This window comes from Roseateles asaccharophilus (genome assembly GCF_031458115.1).
Taxonomy (GTDB): Bacteria; Pseudomonadota; Gammaproteobacteria; order Burkholderiales; family Burkholderiaceae_C; genus Pelomonas; species Pelomonas asaccharophilus_A.
In genome coordinates this window covers 515,076-532,815 of record NZ_JAVDXV010000002.1, presented here as the reverse complement: position 1 = coordinate 532,815, position 17,740 = coordinate 515,076, and the positions used below count along the sequence as shown (strand labels likewise).

At 68.5% G+C, this 17,740-nt stretch carries 17 protein-coding genes; 8 read left to right on the top strand and 9 right to left on the bottom strand.

The annotated features are described in order from the left end of the window. Window positions 1-24: 24 nt before the first annotated feature. Entirely contained in the window at window positions 25-1,716 is a 1,692-nt protein-coding gene (locus J2X21_RS07000; protein WP_310326576.1) for a S10 family peptidase, read from the bottom strand. A 58-nt stretch (window positions 1,717-1,774) separates the two neighbouring features. On the opposite strand from J2X21_RS07000, the gene J2X21_RS06995 reads away from it, so the two are divergent. Further along, window positions 1,775-2,914, top strand: coding sequence for an iron-containing alcohol dehydrogenase (locus J2X21_RS06995; RefSeq protein ID WP_310326573.1), 1,140 nt, complete (start codon window positions 1,775-1,777; stop codon window positions 2,912-2,914). Window positions 2,915-3,007: 93 nt separating this feature from the next. Beyond that, the gene (locus J2X21_RS06990) at window positions 3,008-4,555 is read left to right on the top strand and encodes a methyl-accepting chemotaxis protein (RefSeq protein ID WP_310326571.1); all 1,548 of its coding nucleotides are present in this window, start codon (window positions 3,008-3,010) and stop codon (window positions 4,553-4,555) included. Here J2X21_RS06990 and J2X21_RS06985 read toward each other — a convergent pair. Continuing rightward, the gene (locus J2X21_RS06985; protein WP_310326568.1) at window positions 4,552-5,367 is read right to left on the bottom strand and encodes a hypothetical protein; all 816 of its coding nucleotides are present in this window, start codon (window positions 5,365-5,367) and stop codon (window positions 4,552-4,554) included. The genes J2X21_RS06990 and J2X21_RS06985 overlap by 4 nt on opposite strands. A 103-nt stretch (window positions 5,368-5,470) precedes the next feature. Beyond that, the gene (gene aceA / locus J2X21_RS06980; RefSeq protein WP_404666592.1) at window positions 5,471-6,769 is read right to left on the bottom strand and encodes an isocitrate lyase; all 1,299 of its coding nucleotides are present in this window, start codon (window positions 6,767-6,769) and stop codon (window positions 5,471-5,473) included. A 249-nt stretch (window positions 6,770-7,018) separates the two neighbouring features. On the opposite strand from aceA, the gene J2X21_RS06975 reads away from it, so the two are divergent. From J2X21_RS06975 to J2X21_RS06965, 3 genes are read left to right on the top strand one after another with little or no spacing between them, the layout of a single operon-like run. Next, a complete protein-coding gene (locus tag J2X21_RS06975) occupies window positions 7,019-7,570 on the top strand; it encodes a GNAT family N-acetyltransferase (protein ID WP_310326566.1) in 552 nt (183 codons plus the stop codon). 39 nt (window positions 7,571-7,609) lie between these two features. Further along, a complete protein-coding gene (locus J2X21_RS06970; protein ID WP_310326564.1) occupies window positions 7,610-7,756 on the top strand; it encodes a hypothetical protein in 147 nt (48 codons plus the stop codon). After that, complete coding sequence (locus tag J2X21_RS06965; protein WP_310326562.1) at window positions 7,756-8,439, top strand: GNAT family N-acetyltransferase; 684 nt, start codon at window positions 7,756-7,758, stop codon at window positions 8,437-8,439. The genes J2X21_RS06970 and J2X21_RS06965 overlap by 1 nt, the downstream gene beginning before the upstream one ends. Here J2X21_RS06965 and J2X21_RS06960 read toward each other — a convergent pair. Both J2X21_RS06960 and J2X21_RS06955 read right to left on the bottom strand, forming a co-directional pair. Continuing rightward, the gene (locus J2X21_RS06960; RefSeq protein WP_310326560.1) at window positions 8,418-9,020 is read right to left on the bottom strand and encodes a MarC family protein; all 603 of its coding nucleotides are present in this window, start codon (window positions 9,018-9,020) and stop codon (window positions 8,418-8,420) included. The genes J2X21_RS06965 and J2X21_RS06960 overlap by 22 nt on opposite strands. 24 nt (window positions 9,021-9,044) lie before the next feature. Next, entirely contained in the window at window positions 9,045-11,414 is a 2,370-nt protein-coding gene (locus J2X21_RS06955; protein ID WP_310326558.1) for a TonB-dependent receptor plug domain-containing protein, read from the bottom strand. A 360-nt stretch (window positions 11,415-11,774) separates the two neighbouring features. Between J2X21_RS06955 and J2X21_RS06950 the strand changes: the two genes are divergently transcribed. After that, complete coding sequence (locus J2X21_RS06950) at window positions 11,775-12,305, top strand: TonB-dependent receptor plug domain-containing protein (protein WP_310326556.1); 531 nt, start codon at window positions 11,775-11,777, stop codon at window positions 12,303-12,305. Here the strand turns inward: J2X21_RS06950 and xerD are convergent, their stop codons facing one another. Genes xerD through queG form a run of 4 tightly spaced genes read right to left on the bottom strand, consistent with a single transcriptional unit; the run spans window position 12,306 to window position 15,905 of the window. Next, a complete protein-coding gene (gene xerD, locus J2X21_RS06945) occupies window positions 12,306-13,181 on the bottom strand; it encodes a site-specific tyrosine recombinase XerD (protein WP_310326554.1) in 876 nt (291 codons plus the stop codon). Beyond that, entirely contained in the window at window positions 13,174-14,139 is a 966-nt protein-coding gene (locus tag J2X21_RS06940; RefSeq protein ID WP_310326552.1) for a tripartite tricarboxylate transporter substrate binding protein BugE, read from the bottom strand. Before J2X21_RS06940 ends, xerD begins: the two co-directional genes overlap by 8 nt. Window positions 14,140-14,171: 32 nt before the next feature. Next, a complete protein-coding gene (locus J2X21_RS06935; RefSeq protein ID WP_310326549.1) occupies window positions 14,172-14,774 on the bottom strand; it encodes a chalcone isomerase family protein in 603 nt (200 codons plus the stop codon). Then, a complete protein-coding gene (queG, locus tag J2X21_RS06930) occupies window positions 14,775-15,905 on the bottom strand; it encodes a tRNA epoxyqueuosine(34) reductase QueG (RefSeq protein ID WP_310326547.1) in 1,131 nt (376 codons plus the stop codon). Here queG and tsaE point away from each other — a divergent pair. Together tsaE and J2X21_RS06920 are read left to right on the top strand one after the other, a co-directional pair. Continuing rightward, a complete protein-coding gene (tsaE, locus tag J2X21_RS06925; protein WP_310326545.1) occupies window positions 15,900-16,373 on the top strand; it encodes a tRNA (adenosine(37)-N6)-threonylcarbamoyltransferase complex ATPase subunit type 1 TsaE in 474 nt (157 codons plus the stop codon). The two genes, queG and tsaE, sit on opposite strands and share 6 nt — an antisense overlap. Next, window positions 16,370-17,734 carry an N-acetylmuramoyl-L-alanine amidase gene (locus tag J2X21_RS06920; RefSeq protein WP_310326543.1) on the top strand — a complete coding sequence of 455 codons (1,365 nt, stop codon included), beginning with the start codon at window positions 16,370-16,372 and terminating at the stop codon, window positions 17,732-17,734. Before tsaE ends, J2X21_RS06920 begins: the two co-directional genes overlap by 4 nt. The last annotated feature ends 6 nt before the right edge of the window (window positions 17,735-17,740 follow it).

Here is a 17,740-nt window from a genome sequence, read left to right as displayed (position 1 = left end):
TTCCTCGGCCACGTGGATGCACCCTCACCTCTTGGGCGGCACCCACGGGTCGCGCAACGGCGCCTGGAAAGCCTGGTCCTGCGTGGGCGCCACGCTGCCGGGTGCCTGCGGCGTGCCGGCGCGGTCGCGCATGACGAAGGGGCGGGTCGCCAGCGCGCGGCGCTCTGGCCCGAGGTCGGCGTTGGCGCGCAAGGCCAGCGTGTTCGCGTAGAAGGCCTTGAGGTCGGCCAGCTGCGCAATGCGGCTGGCGTCGTCCAGGTACATCATGTGGCCGCCGACGTAGTTGCGGATCTTCACGCGCGCGGCGTCCACGCGGGCCAGGTCGGTCTCGGTCTGGTGGAAGGGCGTGGCCAGGTCGTGATAGCCGCTGACGGCCAGTACGCGCAGCCGCGGGTTCTGCGCCAGCGCGGCGGCCAGGTCGGGCAGCGTGTCGGGCAGCGCGCGGCCGGCGTGGCTGAAGTCCCAGAACTGGATGGCGTTGCTCAACATCACGTAAGTCGAGGCGTTGCGGTAGCCCAGCTGGTCGCGCAGATGCGTGCCTATGCCCTGCGAAAAGCTGGCGCCAATCCAGGTGCTGGACGGGTCGCCCTCGGCGGCCAGCGCGCTGCCATTGGCGGCCTTCATGCGGCCGTCGTAGCGGCCCAGCAGCTGGCCGGGGATCAGCTGCTGGCGATAGCTCGTGGCGCCGACGTTCAGGTTGGCCTGCCATTGCGCGGCCGGCAGGCCGGTCAGGTCGGCCAGCGGCTGCCACAGCGCGGGCGCCTGCTGGCCGTTGGCCAGCCAGGCCTGCACGGCCGGTGCGTAGACGCTGCCGGCGTAGCTGCGCGCCTGGGCTGCCCAGGCGTTCAGATCGGTCGGCACCGGCCGCGTCAGCCCGTGGAAGGCCCCCACCGCCGCATAGCTGGGCAGGTAGCCCGCGCAGCCCAGGTTGCCGGTGATGCCGCAGTTGCTGTTGTAGTCCATGGCCGGCGACAGCAGCACCAGCCCGTCGAGCATCACGCCGCTGTCCTGCAGCCGGCGCGCCAGCACCGCGGTGCGCGGGCCGCCGTAGCTCTCGCCAAACAGGTACTTGGGCGATGCGGCGCGGTTGTTGGCGGCGAGGTAGCGCAGGATGAAGTCGCGGAACAGCGCGGCGTCGCTGTCCACGCCCCAGAAGCTGCGGTTCATGAACGGCGCGATGGCCTGCGAGTAGCCGCTGCCCACCGCGTTGACGAACACGAGGTCGCTGTGTCCCAGCAGGTGCTCGGCGTTGTCCACCATCGCGAACGGGCGCGCCAGCGTCGTGTCGGGCACGCCGGTGACGAGCCGCTTGGGGCCGAAGCTGCCCAGCTGCAGCCAGACCGAGGCCGAGCCCGGCCCGCCGTTGTAGAAGAACGTGACCGGGCGCGTCGCCGCATCAGCACCGGGCTGCGTGTAGGCCACGTAGAACACCGAGGCCTGGGCGGCACCGTTGGCATCGCGGGCGATCAGGTGGCCGGCGGTGGCCGTGTAGCTCAGCGTCTGGCCGCCGGCCGTCAGTGTCTGCGTGCTGACCGCCGCCGCCTCGACGGCGCCCGGCAGCGACGCCTCCGGCGCGGAGGAATAGACGGTGGTGTCGGTCAGTCCCGGCTGGTTGTCGACCGGCGGTGGCGTGGTGCTGCCGCCATCGCCCCCTCCCCCGCCGCAGGCCACGAGGACGAAGGACAGCAACAGCAGGGGGAGTCGAGTCGCGCGCATGACGCCAAGTCTAGGCAGGCGAGCCTAGGATGTGGAAAGACATTGCGGAATTCATGCCATGGCCCAGATCCTCTACCTGACCCGCATCGAGATCGAGTTCGGCGCCAGCCGCCTGCTGCCCGCCGAGTGCGAGCGCGCCGGCATGCGCAGGCCGCTGGTCGTCACCGACGCCGGCGTACGTGCGGCCGGCGTGCTGGACAAGGCGCTGGCGGCCTTCGCGACGCCGCCCGCCGTGTTCGACCGCACGCCGCCCAACCCCACCGAGGCCGCCGTGCGGCTGGCCGTGGAGCAGCTGCAAGCCGAAGGCTGCGACGGCCTCATCGCCATCGGCGGCGGCTCCAGCATCGACCTGGCCAAGGGCGTGGCCATCGCCGCCACGCACGAGGGGCCGCTGAAGCGCTGGGCCACCATCGAGGGCGGCGCGGTCAACATCACGTCCAAGGTACTGCCGGTCATCGCGGTGCCGACGACGGCCGGCACCGGCAGCGAGGTCGCGCGCGGCGCCATCCTCATCGTCGACGACGGCCGCAAGCTGGGCTTCCACAACTGGGAGCTGCTGCCCAAGGCCGCCATCTGCGACCCCGAGCTGACGCTGGCGCTGCCGCCGCACCTGACCGCCGCCACCGGCATGGACGCGATCGCGCACTGCATCGAGACCTTCCTCGCACCGGCCTTCAACCCGCCGGCCGATGGCATCGCGCTGGAGGGCCTGCGCCGCGGCTGGCAGAGCATCGAGCGCGCCACGCGCCACGGCCAGGACCGCGAGGCCCGGCTGGACATGATGTGCGCCAGCGTGCACGGCGCGATGGCCTTCCAGAAGGGCCTGGGCGCCGTGCATTCGCTGAGCCACAGCCTGGGCGGCATCAACCCGCGCCTGCACCACGGCACGCTGAACGCGGTGTTCCTGCCGGCCGTCATCCGCTTCAACGCCGAGGCGGACAGCGTCAAGCGCGAGCAGCGCATGGCGCGACTGGCGCACGCGATGGGCCTGGCCGGCAACGACGCCAACGCGGTGGCCGACGCCATCACCGCGATGAACGCCCGGCTGGGCCTGCCCACCGGGCTGGCCGCGATGGGCGCGGGGCCGGAGCTGGACGCGCGCATCGTGGAGCACGCGCTGCTGGACCACTGCCACAAGACCAACCCGCGCATCGCCAGCGCTGAGGACTATTTGGCACTCCTGGCCGCTTCGCGCTGACGAGGCCTGTCTCCTCCATGCGAGCGGGCCGGTCTGCGGGCTAGCATCGTCGGTCCCCCAAAAGGGCGCTGCGATGACGCGAGGAGACGAAGAATGAATCTGTCGATTGGGAAACGACTGGCCGCCGGCTTCGGCCTGGTGCTGGTTTTGGCGGCGCTGGTCATTGCGCTGGCTTCATGGCGGTTGTCGAGCACAGCCGAGGCCACGCGGCAGATGATGGCCGAGCCGCTGACCAAGGAGCGCCTGATCGGCGACTGGAGCCGCAACATCAACAGCGGCGTGCGCCGCACGATGGCGATCGCCAAGAGTTCCGATGCGTCGCTGGTGGAGCTTTTCAAGGAAGAGGCCGCCCAATCCACCAAGTCCTCCGGCGAGATGCAGGAGAAGCTCAAGGGCCTGATCCGCTCGCCCGAGGAGCAGAAGCTGTTCGATGCCGTCGGTGAAGCGCGCAAGGTCTACCTCGCGTCGCGCGACCGCATCACTCAGCTGAAGAAGGACGGCGACGCCGAAGGCGCCGACAAGCTGCTGACCGAAGTCTTCGTGCCGGGCTCCAAGGCCTACCTGGAGCGCATGCAGAACTTCCTGGATCACCAGCGCAAGAGCATCGACGAGACCGCCGCGCAGATCGACTCGACCGCCAGCCGCAGCCGCACGCTGCTGATCGCGCTGGGCCTGCTGATCCTGGGCCTGGGCATCCTGGCCGCCTGGCGCATCACGCTGAGCATCACCGTGCCGCTGGCGGCCGCCAACGACCTGGCCGAACGCGTGGCCAGCGGCAACCTGACCCGCTCGGGCTCGGGCATGGCCGCCCGCTCCGACGAGATCGGCCAGCTGCAGATGACGCTGCGCCGCATGCGCGAGACGCTGGGCAAGACCATCGGCGGCATCCGCGATTCGGCCGAATCCATCAACACTGCCGCGGCCGAGATCGCCAGCGGCAACCAGGATCTGAGCGCGCGCACCGAGAAGGCCGCGTCCAGCCTGGAAGAGACGGCCAGCGCCATGGAGCAGCTGACCGGCACCGTGCAGCAGTCGGCGGCATCGGCCGGCCAGGCCAATCAGCTGGCGGTGTCGGCCGCCAGCGTCGCGCAGCGCGGCGGCGAGGTGGTGGGCCAGGTCGTGAACACGATGGACGAGATCAATGCCAGCTCGCGCAAGATCGCCGACATCATCAGCGTCATCGATGGCATCGCCTTCCAGACCAACATCCTGGCGCTGAATGCCGCGGTCGAGGCCGCGCGCGCCGGTGAGCAAGGCCGAGGCTTCGCGGTCGTGGCCGGCGAGGTGCGCTCGCTGGCGGGCCGCTCGGCCGATGCCGCCAAGGAGATCAAGAGCCTGATCGGCAGCAGTGTGGAGCGTGTGGAAGCCGGCTCCAAGCTGGTGGCCGAGGCGGGCAAGACCATGGACGAGCTGGTCGGCGCCGTGCAGCGCGTGAAGGACATCATGGGCGAGATCACGACCGCGACGGCCGAGCAGTCCGACGGCATCGCGCAGGTCAACATCGCGATCACGCAGCTGGACCAGGTCACGCAGCAGAACGCGGCGCTGGTTGAGCAGTCCACCGCGGCGGCCGAGAGCCTGCGCGAGCAGGCCGTGACGCTGACCGGCGCGGTCGGCGCCTTCCAGGTGTCGGGCCGCTAACTCCCTCCCCCACCACCGCAGCCGCTGCCGCCGCAGCCCGAGCCGCCACCGTCGCAGCTGGCGCTGCCGCTGTCGCAGCTGCTGCCATCTGCGACAAAGCCGCTGCCCGTGGCGCCATCACCCTGTGCGCGGCGCAGCGCGGCCAACTCCTCGTCACTGACCAGACCCAGCGCCAGCAGGCCGCCGGCCGCCATGCCGGCATGCACATAGGCGCTGCCGCCGGGCGAGCCGAACCCGTCAATCTGCTGATGGCTGAGCACCCCGCCACGATGCTGGTAGGCCCAGCCCGTGGGCAGGCCCAGCAGGCCGTCGACGGCGAACACGAGCGGCAACCGCGGGCCCAGCGGGCTCAGGCCTTCACTGCGGCAGGCGCCCACCCAGGTGCGGGCCAGGCAATCCTCCAGCGGCGCGCCCAGCTCGGCGGCCTCGCGATGCGGCACCTCGCGGCCGAAGAAACGCTGCTGCCAGGCCGCCAGGCCGGCCGCATCCACCTGCAGCCACACATGCCAGACCGAATCCGCCGCCTTGCTGGGCAGCGCGCAAGGCCCCTGCCCGTGCTGCAGCCGGCAGGCTTCGAAGAATTGCGCCAGGCCCAGCGCGCCATGCCGCCAGCCGCGCTCATCAACGGCCAGGCCGGGGAACTCCGCAGGCGCCTGCTGAGCCCAGGCCGCGCGGATGCCGGCCGGGATCTGCTCCACCGCAACGGTGGCCGGTGGGCAGCGCTTGCCTGAAGCGAGCCGCTGGCGCTCGTCCCGCCGCCGCGCCCACCAGGCACCGAAGCTGAACGTTGAAGGTGTCGTCGTCGGGTTCATGGCGTCAATCCGTGAGGCCGGAATGGCGCAAGCATGACAAGAAAAAAGGCCCGCCGGGTAGGCGGGCCGTAAAAGTCAGGAGTTGACGTCTGACTGGATCTGATCAGCCGTGCTTCGCATCGAAGAACTGTTCGTCCTCGGTGGAACCCTTCAAGGCCGCGGTAGAGGCCTGAGCTTCGATGGTGGTGGTAACCGCATCGAAGTAGCCGGTGCCGACTTCACGCTGGTGCTTGACAGCGGTGAAGCCCTTCTCGGCGGCCGCGAACTCGGCTTCCTGCAGCTCGACGAACGCGCTCATCTGGTTGCGGGCATAGCCGTGCGCCAGGTTGAACATCGAGTAGTTCAGGCTGTGGAAGCCGGCCAGCGTGATGAACTGGAACTTGTAGCCCATCGCACCCAGCTCGCGCTGGAACTTGGCGATGGTGGCGTCGTCCAGGTTCTTCTTCCAGTTGAAACTGGGCGAGCAGTTGTAGGCCAGCAGCTTGCCGGGGAACTTCGCGTGGATGGCGTCGGCGAAGGCCTTGGCGAAGGCCAGGTCGGGCTTGCCGGTCTCGCACCAGATCAGGTCCGCGTACGGCGCGTAGGCCAGGCCGCGGCTGATGGCCTGCTCCAGGCCGTTCTTCGTGCGGTAGAAGCCTTCGACGGTGCGCTCGCCGGTGCAGAAGGGCTTGTCGTTGTCGTCGATGTCGGCGGTGACGAGGTCGCCGGCTTCGGCGTCGGTACGGGCCACCAGCACGGTGGGCACACCCATGGTGTCGGCCGCCAGGCGGGCCGCAACCAGCTTGGCCACGGCTTCACGCGTCGGCACCAGCACCTTGCCGCCCATGTGGCCGCACTTCTTGGCGCTGGCCAGCTGGTCTTCGAAGTGCACGCCCGAGGCGCCGGCCTCGATCATGGCCTTCATCAGCTCGAAGGCGTTCAGCACGCCGCCGAAGCCGGCTTCGGCGTCGGCCACGATGGGGGCGAAGAAGTCGATGTCGTCCTTGCCTTCGCTCCACTGGATCTCGTCGGCGCGCTTGAAAGTCGCGTTGATCTTCTTGACGACCTTGGGCACCGAGTCCACCGAGTACAGCGACTGGTCGGGGTACATCTCGCCGTTGCTGTTGGCGTCGCCGGCGACCTGCCAGCCCGACAGGTAGATGGCCTTCAGGCCGGCCTTGACCTGCTGCATGGCCTGGTTGCCGGTCAGCGCGCCCAGCGCGTTGATGAAGGGCTCGGTGTTGACCAGGTTCCACAGCTTCTCGGCACCGCGCTTGGCCAGCGTGTGCTCGATGTCGACGGAGCCGCGCAGGCGCACGACGTCGGCGGCGCTGTAGCCGCGCTTGATGCCTTTCCAGCGCGGGTTCTCGGCCCAGTCTTTTTCCAGGGCTGCGATCTGTTGTTCACGGGTCAGGCGGGTCATGGAAGCTCCTTGCAAACATCGAAAACCGATGGCGTAAGACTAGTCCTCGAGCCGACCCTTGTGCACCCCCAAGTCTTCTACAAGACAAAAAACTTTATCTTTTAAAAACAATAACTTGAAATATATTTTTCAAATCACAAAACGCAATTCACCATAATGAGAAATCTTGCGGCGGCGCAACAAGCATCCATTTCACGATCCGGAAAGTGACTTTCGAATCGTGGGAACAGCTGGTTTCAGAATCCAACCATGACCACCTTGATCACGCCCCGACTGCGGCTGGAGCCGCTGGACGACCGTCACTTCGCCGGCCTGCACGAGCTGAACCGCGACCCGGTGGTGATGCGCCACATCACCGGCCGGCCCGACACACCTGAGGACACGCAGCTGATGATCGACCGCGTGAAGGCGCGCTGGGCCGAGTTCGGCTACTCGTGGTGGGGCTTCATCCGCCAGGACAACGGCCAGTTGATCGGCTGCGGCTGCATCCAGCACCTGAACCGCGACCCGGCCGAGCCGCTGGAGACCGGCTGGCGGCTGCGCCAGGATTCCTGGGGCCAGGGCTATGCCAGCGAGGCCGCCCGCCACATGGTGGGCTGGGCCTTCGCGACGCTGAAGCCCGAGCGGGTCTGCGCCGTCTGCCAGCCGGAGAACACCGCCTCGTCCACCGTCATGGAGCGGCTGGGCATGAGCTACACCGGCATCGGCCGCTGGTACGACATGGACTGCGCCCGCTACGACATCACCGCTGCGCAATGGGCGGAAAGTCCTGCCAAGGCGCGCTACGACGCTGAGGCATAGTGCGGCCTTCTTTTTTATCTCTCTTCACACGGAGGACTCATGGCCAACACCGAACAGCGCAGCAACAAGATGGCGAAGAAGCCCAAGAAGGACGCCGCACCGGGCAAGTCGGCCGGCTCTGACCGCCCCGTCGCGCCGATGACCTCGGTGATTCCCAAGGGCAAGGAAGCCAAGAAGAACAAGTGATGCCGACGGCCGATGACGAGCTGGCCGGCCTGGTGCTGGCCTGGCTCCACGGCTGGTCCATCAGCCGGCAAGTGCCGGCCCCCATTGCACACGCCGACGGCTACCGCGTCGAAGTCCAGCAGCCGCGACATGCGCGGCGCTATGTTTTCGATGGGCCGTCACCCACACTGGCCCAACTGGGCCGCAGCATCACCGAGCCCTGGGTCTTCCTGAAGGCCTGCGCCACGGCCGACGCGCTGCGCGCGCTGCTGCCGGCGCACTGGCAGATGGAAGCCGACGGCTTCCTGATGAGCTGCGGCGACCAGCCCTTACCCACTTCAAGGCCCCTGCCGCCGGGCTATGTGCTGGCGTTGACCGGCGAAGGCGATCTCGTCAGCGCGCAGGTGCTGGCACCGGACGGCGCTTCCGCCTCCGCGGGCCATGTGGCGCTGGGCGAGCGCTGGGCCACCTACGACCGCATCATCACGGAGCCCGCCCACCAGCGGCTGGGCCTGGGCCGCGCCGTCATGGCCGCATTGCAAGCTCGCGCTCATGCGCGCGGTCGCCACGCCGGCGTGCTGGTGGCCACCCCCGAGGGGCGCAGACTGTATGAATCATTGGGCTGGCAACTGCGTGCCCCTTGGGCCACGGCCGTGATCGCTGGTCAGGACGACGCCGTGACTCAGAGCCCGCCGACGAAGTAGCGCTTCAACCCGGCCAGCACCATCTCGACGGCGATGGCCGTCAGCACCAACCCCATCAGCTTCTCCAGCGCCGACACGACCGAATCGCCCAGCAGCTTGCGGATGCGATCGGCCAGGACGAGCACGATGCCGGACACCAGCAGCGCCGCGCTGAGCGCGCCTATCCATTCGTAGATGCGATCCGGCTGGCGTGACGCCAGCAGCAGCACCGTCGCCATCGCCGACGGCCCCGCCAGCAGCGGCACGGCCAGCGGGAAGATCAGCGGCTCCTTGCCCGGCTCCAGCCCGTAGGCCGACTCGGCCGAGCTGCCGAAGATCATGCGGATCGCGATGATCATCAGGATGACGCCGCCTGCCACTTCCAGCGAGCGCTCCGACAGGTGCATGACCCGCAGGAAGCCCTCGCCCAGGAACATGAAGGCGAACAGCACGCAGAACGCGATACCCACTTCGCGCATCGCCACGCGCGTGCGCCGCTCAGGCGGCACGGCGCGCATGATGGGGATGAAGACGGGCAGACTGCCGAGCGGGTCCAGCACCAGCAGCAGCAGGATCAGGGCGGAAAGGAAGCTGTGGTCCATCCGCCCTGATTGTCCGCGTGGTTCTTAGAAGCGGTAGTGCGCCCGCGCGAAGTAGGACGCGCCATTCAGGCCGAACTGCACGCTGTCGTAATAGAAGCCGTTGTCGGTCTCATACGGATCCTGGCGGGTGGGCTTCACGTTGAACACGTTGTTGCCGCCCACGCTGAGCTTCAGCGCCGGCGTGGCCTGCCAGCTCAGGCCCAGGTCCATCGAGGCCTTGGGCTTGTACGACAGGTAGACGCCGTCCGAGAAGCCGCCCTGCGTCTGCTTGTCGAAGTAGATGAACTTGACTTCGCCCGTCCAGGCGCCGCGGGCGTATTCAAAGCCCAGCGTGGCCTTGCTGCGCGGGCCGCCCTCCTCGATGAACAGGCGCTCACGCGTGGACAGCAGCACGTCTTCGTAGCCTTGCAGCAGGGCCGGCGCATGGACGTTGGTCACCTTGGTGCGGCTCATGTTGAACGCCAGGAAGGTGCTGAGTTGACCCTCGCCCAGCTTCGTGCGGTTGGATGCGGTCACGTCCAGGCCGCGCGTGCGCGTGTCCACCGAGTTCACGAAGAACTGCGCTTGGCCCACGCCCAGGCCTTGCAGGATGGTGCCCAGCGCCGGGTAGTTGCTGTCGTCGAAGCGGCCCGACAGCACGATACGGTCGCTGATGTTGATCTGGTACAGGTCGGCCGTGACGGCCGAATCGGCGCTGGGCTTGAAGGTGAAGCCCACGGTCATGTTCTTGGACTTCTCCTGCTTCAGCGCCGGCACGCCCGCGGCCTTGGTGATGGCGCTGCCATTGGGCGCCAGCACCACGTCCAGCGGCTTCTGGTTGATGAAGTCGGTGAAGGTCGACGAGAAGTACAGCTGCTGCAGGCTGGGCGCGCGGAAGCCCGTGCTGGCGGCGCCGCGCAGCAGCAGTTCTTGGGTGAGCTTGTAGCTGCCGGCCAGCTTGGCCGTGGTGGTGGAGCCGAAGTCGCTGTAGTGCTCGCCGCGCACGGCCGCGCTCAGCGTCAGCGCCGGTGTCAGCGTGGCTTCCCAGTCCGCGTAGACGGCCTTGCTGGTGCGGCTGCGGTTGGTCGCGTCGGCCGGCTGGAAGCCCGGGAAGCCCTGGCTGCCGGCGTTGCCACCCTGGCCCAGGCCGTCGGCATCGATGTAGGAGCCCGGCTCACCGGCCACGATGTCGTACTTCTCCTTGCGGTACTCGGCGCCGAAGGCGATGTTGCTGCCCCCGAGCAGGTCGGGGAAGAAGCGGCTGACGTCGAAGTTGGTCGTCGCCTGGCTGAAGCCGAAGCCGCCGGCATCGAAGCTGCTCGCGCTGATGCCCTTGCCGCCGACCAGCAGATCCTTGTTGGCGATGGATGCGTTCAGCGTGTTGCTGATGTTGTAGCGCATCTTGTTGGAGCCATAGGTCTGCGACAGGTCGGTGTCCCAGTCCGCGAAAGAGGACTTCCAGCCGACGCTGACGTAGCGGTCCTGGATGTCGCCGTTGATGTAGGGCACGAAGCCGTTGGGGTACATCGCGGCCGAGTTGCGGCTGGGGATGTCGTCGGAGCCCAGGCCCGCGCGCGACCAGGCGCCGGAGGACGCGTCGCGGTCCTGCGCGCCGGCCGTCAGGTAGACCTTGTTGTCGCCGGCCAGCGGGAACTCGCCATTCAGGTAGACGGTCTTGTTCTTGACCGCCGTGTCGCCGATGGTGCGGGGGCCGATGTTCTCGTCATCGGGGTTGTTGCGGTTGGAGCGGCCGCGGTCCTGCCATTCGCCGGTGATGCCCAGCGAGCCGCCGGCCAGCTTCACGCCGCAATAGGCCGAGGCCAGGTAGTTCTTGCCGTCGCCGGCCGAGTACTGGCCGTAGCCGGCCACCGCTTCGCAACCGGCCTTCTTCTTCAGCTGCACATTGATGACGCCGGCGATGGCGTCCGAGCCGTACTGCGCCGCGGCGCCGTCGCGCAGCACCTGCACGTTGTCGATGGCCAGCAGCGGCAGCGAGTTCATGTCCGTGCCCGTGGAGCCACGGTTGCGCGCGCCGAACAGGTTCACCAGCGCCACCGTGTGGCGACGCTTGCCGTTCACCAGCACCAGCGTCTGGTCCGAGCCCAGGCCGCGCAGCGCGGCGGAGTCGATCAGGTCGGCGCCGTCCGCGCCGGTCTGGCGCGTGGAGTTGAACGACGGGGACAGGTATTGAAGCGTCTGCGCCAGGTCGAATTGACCACCGCCTTCCGTGACTTTGCTCATCGAATAGATGTCCACGGGCACCAGCGTGTCGGTGCTGGACGCCGCCGGCAGCGACTTGCGCGAGCCCACCACCGTCACGCGTTCGAGGCTGCTGGCCTCCTGGGCGAGTGCCGCGGTGGTACCGCAGAGGCTGAGGACGGCAAGTGCGGTGGGCAGCAGGCGGGTAGCGTGCATGAAGAAACTCCGTGAAGTTGTTGATGGCGGCGGAGTTTGCTCGCGCCCTGGCCCACCGCGGAGGTCGCTGTTGTGGCCCGCCGACAGGTTGAAACCAACGAAACGAAGGAAGCCCTGCTGCGACAAACGGGACGGCTGTGCGCTGGTGCGGCAGTGCCTCACGCCGGCCCATCGCGCGCCACATCGGTGCGGCAACCCGTCGCCGACCTGTCCTGCGTCCCCTTCGTCAATGACAGGCAGGCTCAATCCACATTTGATAGTGATTCGCATTAACAACAAAGTCCGAGAACACCCGCATCCGCACTGGCGGGGCCGGGAGCGCTGCCCCAGGCACCCGCCGACGCCAAGACGGACGCGCCCGTGCTGCCCACCGTCCGCGTCGTGGCCAACCGCCTGGACGACAAGTCGTACACCGTGGACGCGACACCGTCCGCGACGGGGCTGACTCTCTCGCCCCGCGAGACGCCGCAGTCACTGACCGTCATCACGCAGGAGCGCCTGAAGGACCAGGCGATGAGCAGCATCTCCGACGCGCTGCAGAGCACGCCGGGCGTGTCGTTCAAGGCCACGGACCGCGCGCAAGCTGCTCAAGCTGTTTGGCAAGGTCGCCTTCGACGGCCGCCTGCAAGGCCTCAGCATCGGCGCCGGCGTGGACTGGGAAAGCGCGCAGATGTCCACCGCCACAACCCCGTCACCCAGCTCAGCGAACGCGTGGGCCAGCCTGCCTACGCCGTGGCCAGCCTGATGGCGAAGTACGACCTCAGCAAGCAGTCCTTCGTGCAGCCCAACATCGACGACCTGTTCGACAAGAAGTACTACAGCAGCAGCTGGAGCGGCTACACCTGCGGCAAGCCACGCGGCGCCACGCTGACGGCCCGCTACCAGTTCTGATCAGCCGCGCGGGTGGTGCTGCGCGTGCAGCGCCTTCAGCCGCTCGCGCGCGACATGGGTGTAGATCTGCGTCGTCGACAGGTCGGCATGCCCCAGCAGCAGCTGCACGGCGCGCAGGTCCGCGCCATGGTTGAGCAGGTGCGTCGCGAACGCATGACGCAGCGTGTGCGGCGACAGCGGCGCCGTGATGCCGGCCGCCAGCGCGTGCCGCTTGATCAGCGTCCAGAACATCTGCCGCGTCATGCCGGCGCCGCGCGCCGTGACGAACAGGTCGTCGCTGCTCTGCCCGGCCAGGATCTCGGCGCGCGCGTCGCGCAGATAGCGCGCCATCCAGTCGCGCGCATGCTCGCCGAACGGCACCAGCCGGCCCTTGCTGCCCTTGCCGGTGATGTGCAGCACGGCATCCTTGAACGCGACGTGGGCGCTCTTCAGCGTGACCAGCTCCGACACGCGCAGGCCGCTGGCGTACATCAGCTCCAGCATCGCGCGGTCGCGCAGGCCCAAGGCAGTGTTCACGTCGGGCGCATCCAGCAGCGCCGACACCTGCGCCTCGCTGAGCAGCTTGGGCACGCGCAGCGGCTGCTTGGCCGCGGTCAGCTTCAGTGTGGGATCGGCCTGGATGCGCCCCTCGCGCAGCGCCCAGCGGAAGTAGCGCTTGAACACCGACAGCCGCCGGTTCGCGCTGGTGGACTTGCCGGCAGGCTTGGCCACGGCGTAGCCGAACAGCTGTGCCTCGCTGCAGGCATCCAGCGGCGTGGGCTTCAGCCAGGCGGCCAGCGCGGCGAGATCACGCCGGTAGGCCGCCTGCGTGTTGGCGCTCAGGCCGTCTTCCAGCCAGAGCGCCTCGATGAAGGACTCGATGCCTGGGTCAATCAAGCGACAACTTCTGCTGCGCCACGACCTTCTTGTAAACCTCGAATTCCGCCGCGATCTGCGCCGCGAACTGCTCGGGCGTGTTGGCCACGATCAGCGAGCCGGTGTCCTCGATGCGCTTCTTCACGTCGGGGTTCTCCAGCGCCTTGCGCACCGCGGCGTTGATCTTGTCGACGATGTCGCGCGGCAAAGCCTTGGGCGCATGGATGCCGTAGTAGGCCATGCGGTTGACCGGCTCCAGCCCCACTTCCTTGAACGTCGGCACATTGGGCAGCGCGGCCACGCGCTGCGACGACGCGACGACGATGGGCACCAGGCGGCCGTCCTTGATGAAGGGCAGCGCCGACGGCAGGTTGTCGAAGATCACCGGCACTTGGCCGGCCACGGTGTCGTTCAGCGCCGGACCGGCGCCGCGGTAAGGGATGTGCAGCACGAACACGCCGGCCAGCGTCTTGTACAGCTCCATCTGCAGGTGGCCAATGCCGCCGGTGCCGGAACTGGCGTAGCTGTGCTTGCCGGGGTTCTTCTTCAGCTCGGCGACAAAGCTCTTGTAGTCCTTGGCCGGGAAGCTCGGGTGCACCGCGATGACGTTGGGCGTCGCCGCGATGTTGATGACCGGGGTGAAGTCGGTGAGCGGGTTGTAGGCGATCTTCTTGTTGATGGCCGGGTTGGCCGCCGTGGTGGACACCGTGGCGACGCCCAGCGTGTAGCCGTCGGCCGCGGCGCGCGCGATCTCGGTCGCGCCCACCGTGCCGCCACCGCCGGCCTTGTTCTCGACCACCATGGTCTGGCCCAGGATCGCGTTCATGCGCTCGGACACGATGCGGGCAATGATGTCCGTCGTGCCCCCCGGCGCGAACGGCACGATGAGACGCACGGGCTTGTTCGGATAGGCCTGCGCGAAGGCCAGCGGGCTGACGCCGGCCAGTGCGGCGGCCTGGAGGACGGTGCGACGTTGCATGAGGACAGTCTCCTTGTGATGGTGGGTGGATGCTAGCCCGGCTGGCCCAGCATGCTGGCGCGCAGCCGTTCATCGCTGTTCTTCGCGCCGAGAAAAACCTTGAGGAAGGCCGTGTAGAAATCCTGCCCCTCGATGGGCTGGCCGCGCACCTTGCCGTTGACCGTGAGCACGGTGCCGCCCTGCGCGGGCAGGTAGTCGATGACCAGCGTGTCGCCCTTCTTCACGCGGCCCACCTCGGCGATGGTTGCGTTGAACTGCCGCACGCGCTCGGTCACCGCGGCCAGTTCGGCCTCGCTGCTGTTGCGGCGCACGCCCTTGTCGATGGCCTTGACGAACTCCTGCGTGGACACGTCCTTCACCATCGGGATGACGATGCGCAGCTCCACCCGCTTGGGGCCTGTTTGCGCGTAGATCGCTTCCGGCGTGCTGGCCTTCTGCGGCAGGTAGAGCGCGGCCAGATAGGCCGAATACTTCAGCACGAACACCTTGGCGCCGACGCCGTTGAGCTGCAGCGTGGTGCCGCCCAGCTGCACGGTGTCCGCGAAATCCTGGCCTTCGTAGCGCAGCGCCTGGGCCGGCAGTGCCACGGCGGCGGCGGCCAGGGTCAGGACATCACGGCGGCGAAACAACGTCATTCAAAACTCCGGAACGGAACGGTCGGACGATAACGCGCCAGCCGCGGGCGGCGCGGACAAGGCCCATTCGATGTGCTCGGCCACCAGCGCATCGGCGCCCTGCCCGGCCCGCTGCAGAGCGGCCCGCAGGCCCGCGTCGTCGCGCCGGCGCAGCGCATTGCCGGCCGCCACGGCCAGGTTGCGCCGCCAGCGCGCGAAGCCGATGCGGCGTATCGCCGAGCCTTCGGTGCGGCGCAAGAACTCGTCCTCGTCCCATCCCAGCAACTGGGCAATAGGCGCGCCCGCCATGCCCGGGCGCACGTCGAAGTCGGCCAGCACGGCCGGCTTGGCGAACTTGTTCCACGGGCAGGCCAGCTGGCAGTCGTCGCAGCCATAGATGCGGTTGCCCAGCAGCGGGCGCAGCTCTTCGGGAATAGCGCCGTCGTGCTCGATGGTCAGGTAGGAGACGCAGCGCCGCGCATCGACGCGGTAGGGCTCGGTGATGGCCGCCGTGGGGCAGATGTCGATGCAGGCCCGGCACTCGCCGCAATGGCCCGTGACCGGCTCGGTGGTCGGCAGCGCGAGGTCGATGAAGATCTCGCCGAGGAAGAACATCGACCCGGCCTCGCGGTGCAGCGTCAACGTGTGCTTGCCGCGCCAGCCCAGGCCCGAGCGCGCGGCCAGCTCCACCTCCAGCACCGGCGCCGAGTCGGTGAACACGCGAAAGCCCAGCGGGCCCACGTCGGCCTGCAGCTTCTCGGCCAGTTTCTGCAGCCGGTTGCGCAGCACCTTGTGATAGTCGCGGCCGCGGGCGTAGATGGAGATCTGCGCCTGTGCCGGTGTCTCCAGGCCGGCCCATTCGACGGCTTGCCAGCCGGGCTCTGAGGCCTGCGGCAGATAGTCCATGCGCGCCGTGATGACGCGCAGCGTGCCCGGCACCAGCTCCGCCGGCCGCGCGCGCTTCAGGCCGTGCGAGGCCATGTAGTGCATGCGGCCGTGGTGGCCGGCATCCAGCCAGGCCTGCAGGCCGGGTTCGGCGCTGCTGAGGTCCACATCGGCCACCGCGATCTGTGAGAATCCCAGCTCACGAGCCCAGCCCCGCAAACGCTCCAGCAGCGCGGTGGCATCGACAGTGGACGGGACCTCTTGCATTTGGCACCGATTTTAGAAACGCATCTGCTGTGGCCCGACGAGGTCGCGGCCCAGGCCACCGCCGGACGTCTCGCGGCGGCGATGCTCCCCTCTCCCAACGCACTCATCGAGTTGCACGGGCCGCTAGGCGCCGGCAAGACGACGTTCACGCGCCTGCTGCTGCGCGCGCTGGGCGTCCAAGGCCGCATCAAGAGCCCCAGCTACGCCGTCATGGAGAGCTATGAACTCCCGGCCGGCGGCACCGCCAGCCACTTCGACTTCTACCGCTTCGGCGACCCGCGCGAGTGGGAGGACGCCGGCTTTCGCGACGTGTTCGCCGCGCCCGGCCTGAAGCTGTGCGAGTGGCCCGAGAAGGCCGCCGGCCAGCTGCCGCCAGCCGACCTGCAGCTGTTCATCGAGCTGATGCCCGACGACAGCCGCCGCGTTCGTGTCATCGGCACCGCCAAGTTGGTGGAGGCGCTGCAATGAAGCGCCGCGACTCCCTCGGCTTCCTCGCGCTGCTGCTGCAGGCGCCGCTGACGCTGGCGGCCGGCGGCCAGGCCAGCATCGTCGCCGTGCGCGTCTGGCCGGCGGCCGACTACACGCGCGTGACCATCGAGTCCGACAAGCCGCTGGCGGCCAAGCACTTCCTCGTCGATTCGCCGCACCGGCTGGTCATCGACGTGGACGGCTTGAGCCTGAGCCCGGGCCTGCGCGAGCTGATCGGCAAGGTGAAGGCCGACGACCCCTACATCGCCGGCGTGCGCGTGGGCCAGAACACGCCCACCGTCGTGCGCATCGTGCTGGACCTGAAGCAGGCCGCCGCGCCGCAGGTGTTCACGCTGGCACCGGTGGCCGCCTACAAGCACCGGCTGGTGCTGGACTTGCATCCGCGCATGGAGGCCGACCCGCTGGTGGCGCTGGCCAAGGAGCACAACACACCGCCCGCCGCGGCGCGCCGCGCGGAGGCCGCGGCCAGTGCGATCAACGATTCGCTGGAAGACCTGATCCAGAAGATCGAGCGCCCTCCCCAACCGGTCGCGCCACCACCGCCCGCCACGCCACCGGTCGCTGCGGCGTCCAAGCCCGCCCCCGAGCCCAAGACGCCGGCGGTCGCCGCCGCGATGGACCGCCTCATCGTCATCGCGCTGGACCCCGGTCATGGCGGCGAGGACCCCGGCGCCGTGGGCCCCACGGGGCTGAAGGAGAAGGATGTCGTGCTGGCCGTGGGCCTGAAGCTGCGCGACCGGCTCCAGACCAACCCCAACATCCGCGTGCTGATGACGCGCGACAAGGACTTCTTCGTGCCGCTGCAGGACCGCGTTCGCAAAGCCCGGCGCGTGCAGGCCGACCTGTTCGTGTCCATCCATGCCGACGCCTTCATCAACAAGCAGGCGCGCGGCGCCTCGGTGTTCGCGCTCAGCGACGGCGCCGCCACCAGCGCGGCCGCGCGCTGGATGGCCAACAAGGAGAACGCCGCCGACATGGTGGGCGGCGTCAACGTCGGCGCCGCCACCAAGGACGCCAATGTGCTGCGCGCGCTGCTGGACATGAGCACCACCGCGCAGATCAAGGACAGCCTGAAGCTGGGCAAGGAAGTGCTGGGCCAGATCGGCAAGGTCGGCCGGCTGCACAAGCCGCGCGTGGAGCAGGCCGGCTTTGCCGTGCTGAAGGCGCCGGACATCCCCAGCATCCTGGTCGAGACGGCCTTCATCTCCAACCCCGACGAAGAGAAGAAGCTGCGCGACCCGGACTACCAAGACGAACTGGTGGACGCGCTGGCGGCCGGCATCGCGAAGTACTTCGCGAAGAACCCGCCGATGGCGAGGAAGCGCAGCACGACGCTGTAGCGCCCA

Coding starts and splice junctions, on each gene's coding strand:
- J2X21_RS06920 (WP_310326543.1), top strand. CDS start 16,370: ATGAAGCGCCGCGACTCCCTCGGCTTCCTCGCGCTGCTGCTGCAGGCG.
- J2X21_RS06970 (WP_310326564.1), top strand. CDS start 7,610: ATGGCCAACACCGAACAGCGCAGCAACAAGATGGCGAAGAAGCCCAAG.
- J2X21_RS06995 (WP_310326573.1), top strand. CDS start 1,775: ATGGCCCAGATCCTCTACCTGACCCGCATCGAGATCGAGTTCGGCGCC.
- J2X21_RS06985 (WP_310326568.1), bottom strand. CDS start 5,367: ATGAACCCGACGACGACACCTTCAACGTTCAGCTTCGGTGCCTGGTGG.
- J2X21_RS06960 (WP_310326560.1), bottom strand. CDS start 9,020: ATGGACCACAGCTTCCTTTCCGCCCTGATCCTGCTGCTGCTGGTGCTG.
- J2X21_RS07000 (WP_310326576.1), bottom strand. CDS start 1,716: ATGCGCGCGACTCGACTCCCCCTGCTGTTGCTGTCCTTCGTCCTCGTG.
- J2X21_RS06990 (WP_310326571.1), top strand. CDS start 3,008: ATGAATCTGTCGATTGGGAAACGACTGGCCGCCGGCTTCGGCCTGGTG.
- J2X21_RS06940 (WP_310326552.1), bottom strand. CDS start 14,139: ATGCAACGTCGCACCGTCCTCCAGGCCGCCGCACTGGCCGGCGTCAGC.
- J2X21_RS06955 (WP_310326558.1), bottom strand. CDS start 11,414: ATGCACGCTACCCGCCTGCTGCCCACCGCACTTGCCGTCCTCAGCCTC.
- J2X21_RS06935 (WP_310326549.1), bottom strand. CDS start 14,774: ATGACGTTGTTTCGCCGCCGTGATGTCCTGACCCTGGCCGCCGCCGCC.
- queG (WP_310326547.1), bottom strand. CDS start 15,905: ATGCAAGAGGTCCCGTCCACTGTCGATGCCACCGCGCTGCTGGAGCGT.
- aceA (WP_404666592.1), bottom strand. CDS start 6,769: ATGACCCGCCTGACCCGTGAACAACAGATCGCAGCCCTGGAAAAAGAC.
- J2X21_RS06975 (WP_310326566.1), top strand. CDS start 7,019: ATGACCACCTTGATCACGCCCCGACTGCGGCTGGAGCCGCTGGACGAC.
- J2X21_RS06965 (WP_310326562.1), top strand. CDS start 7,756: ATGCCGACGGCCGATGACGAGCTGGCCGGCCTGGTGCTGGCCTGGCTC.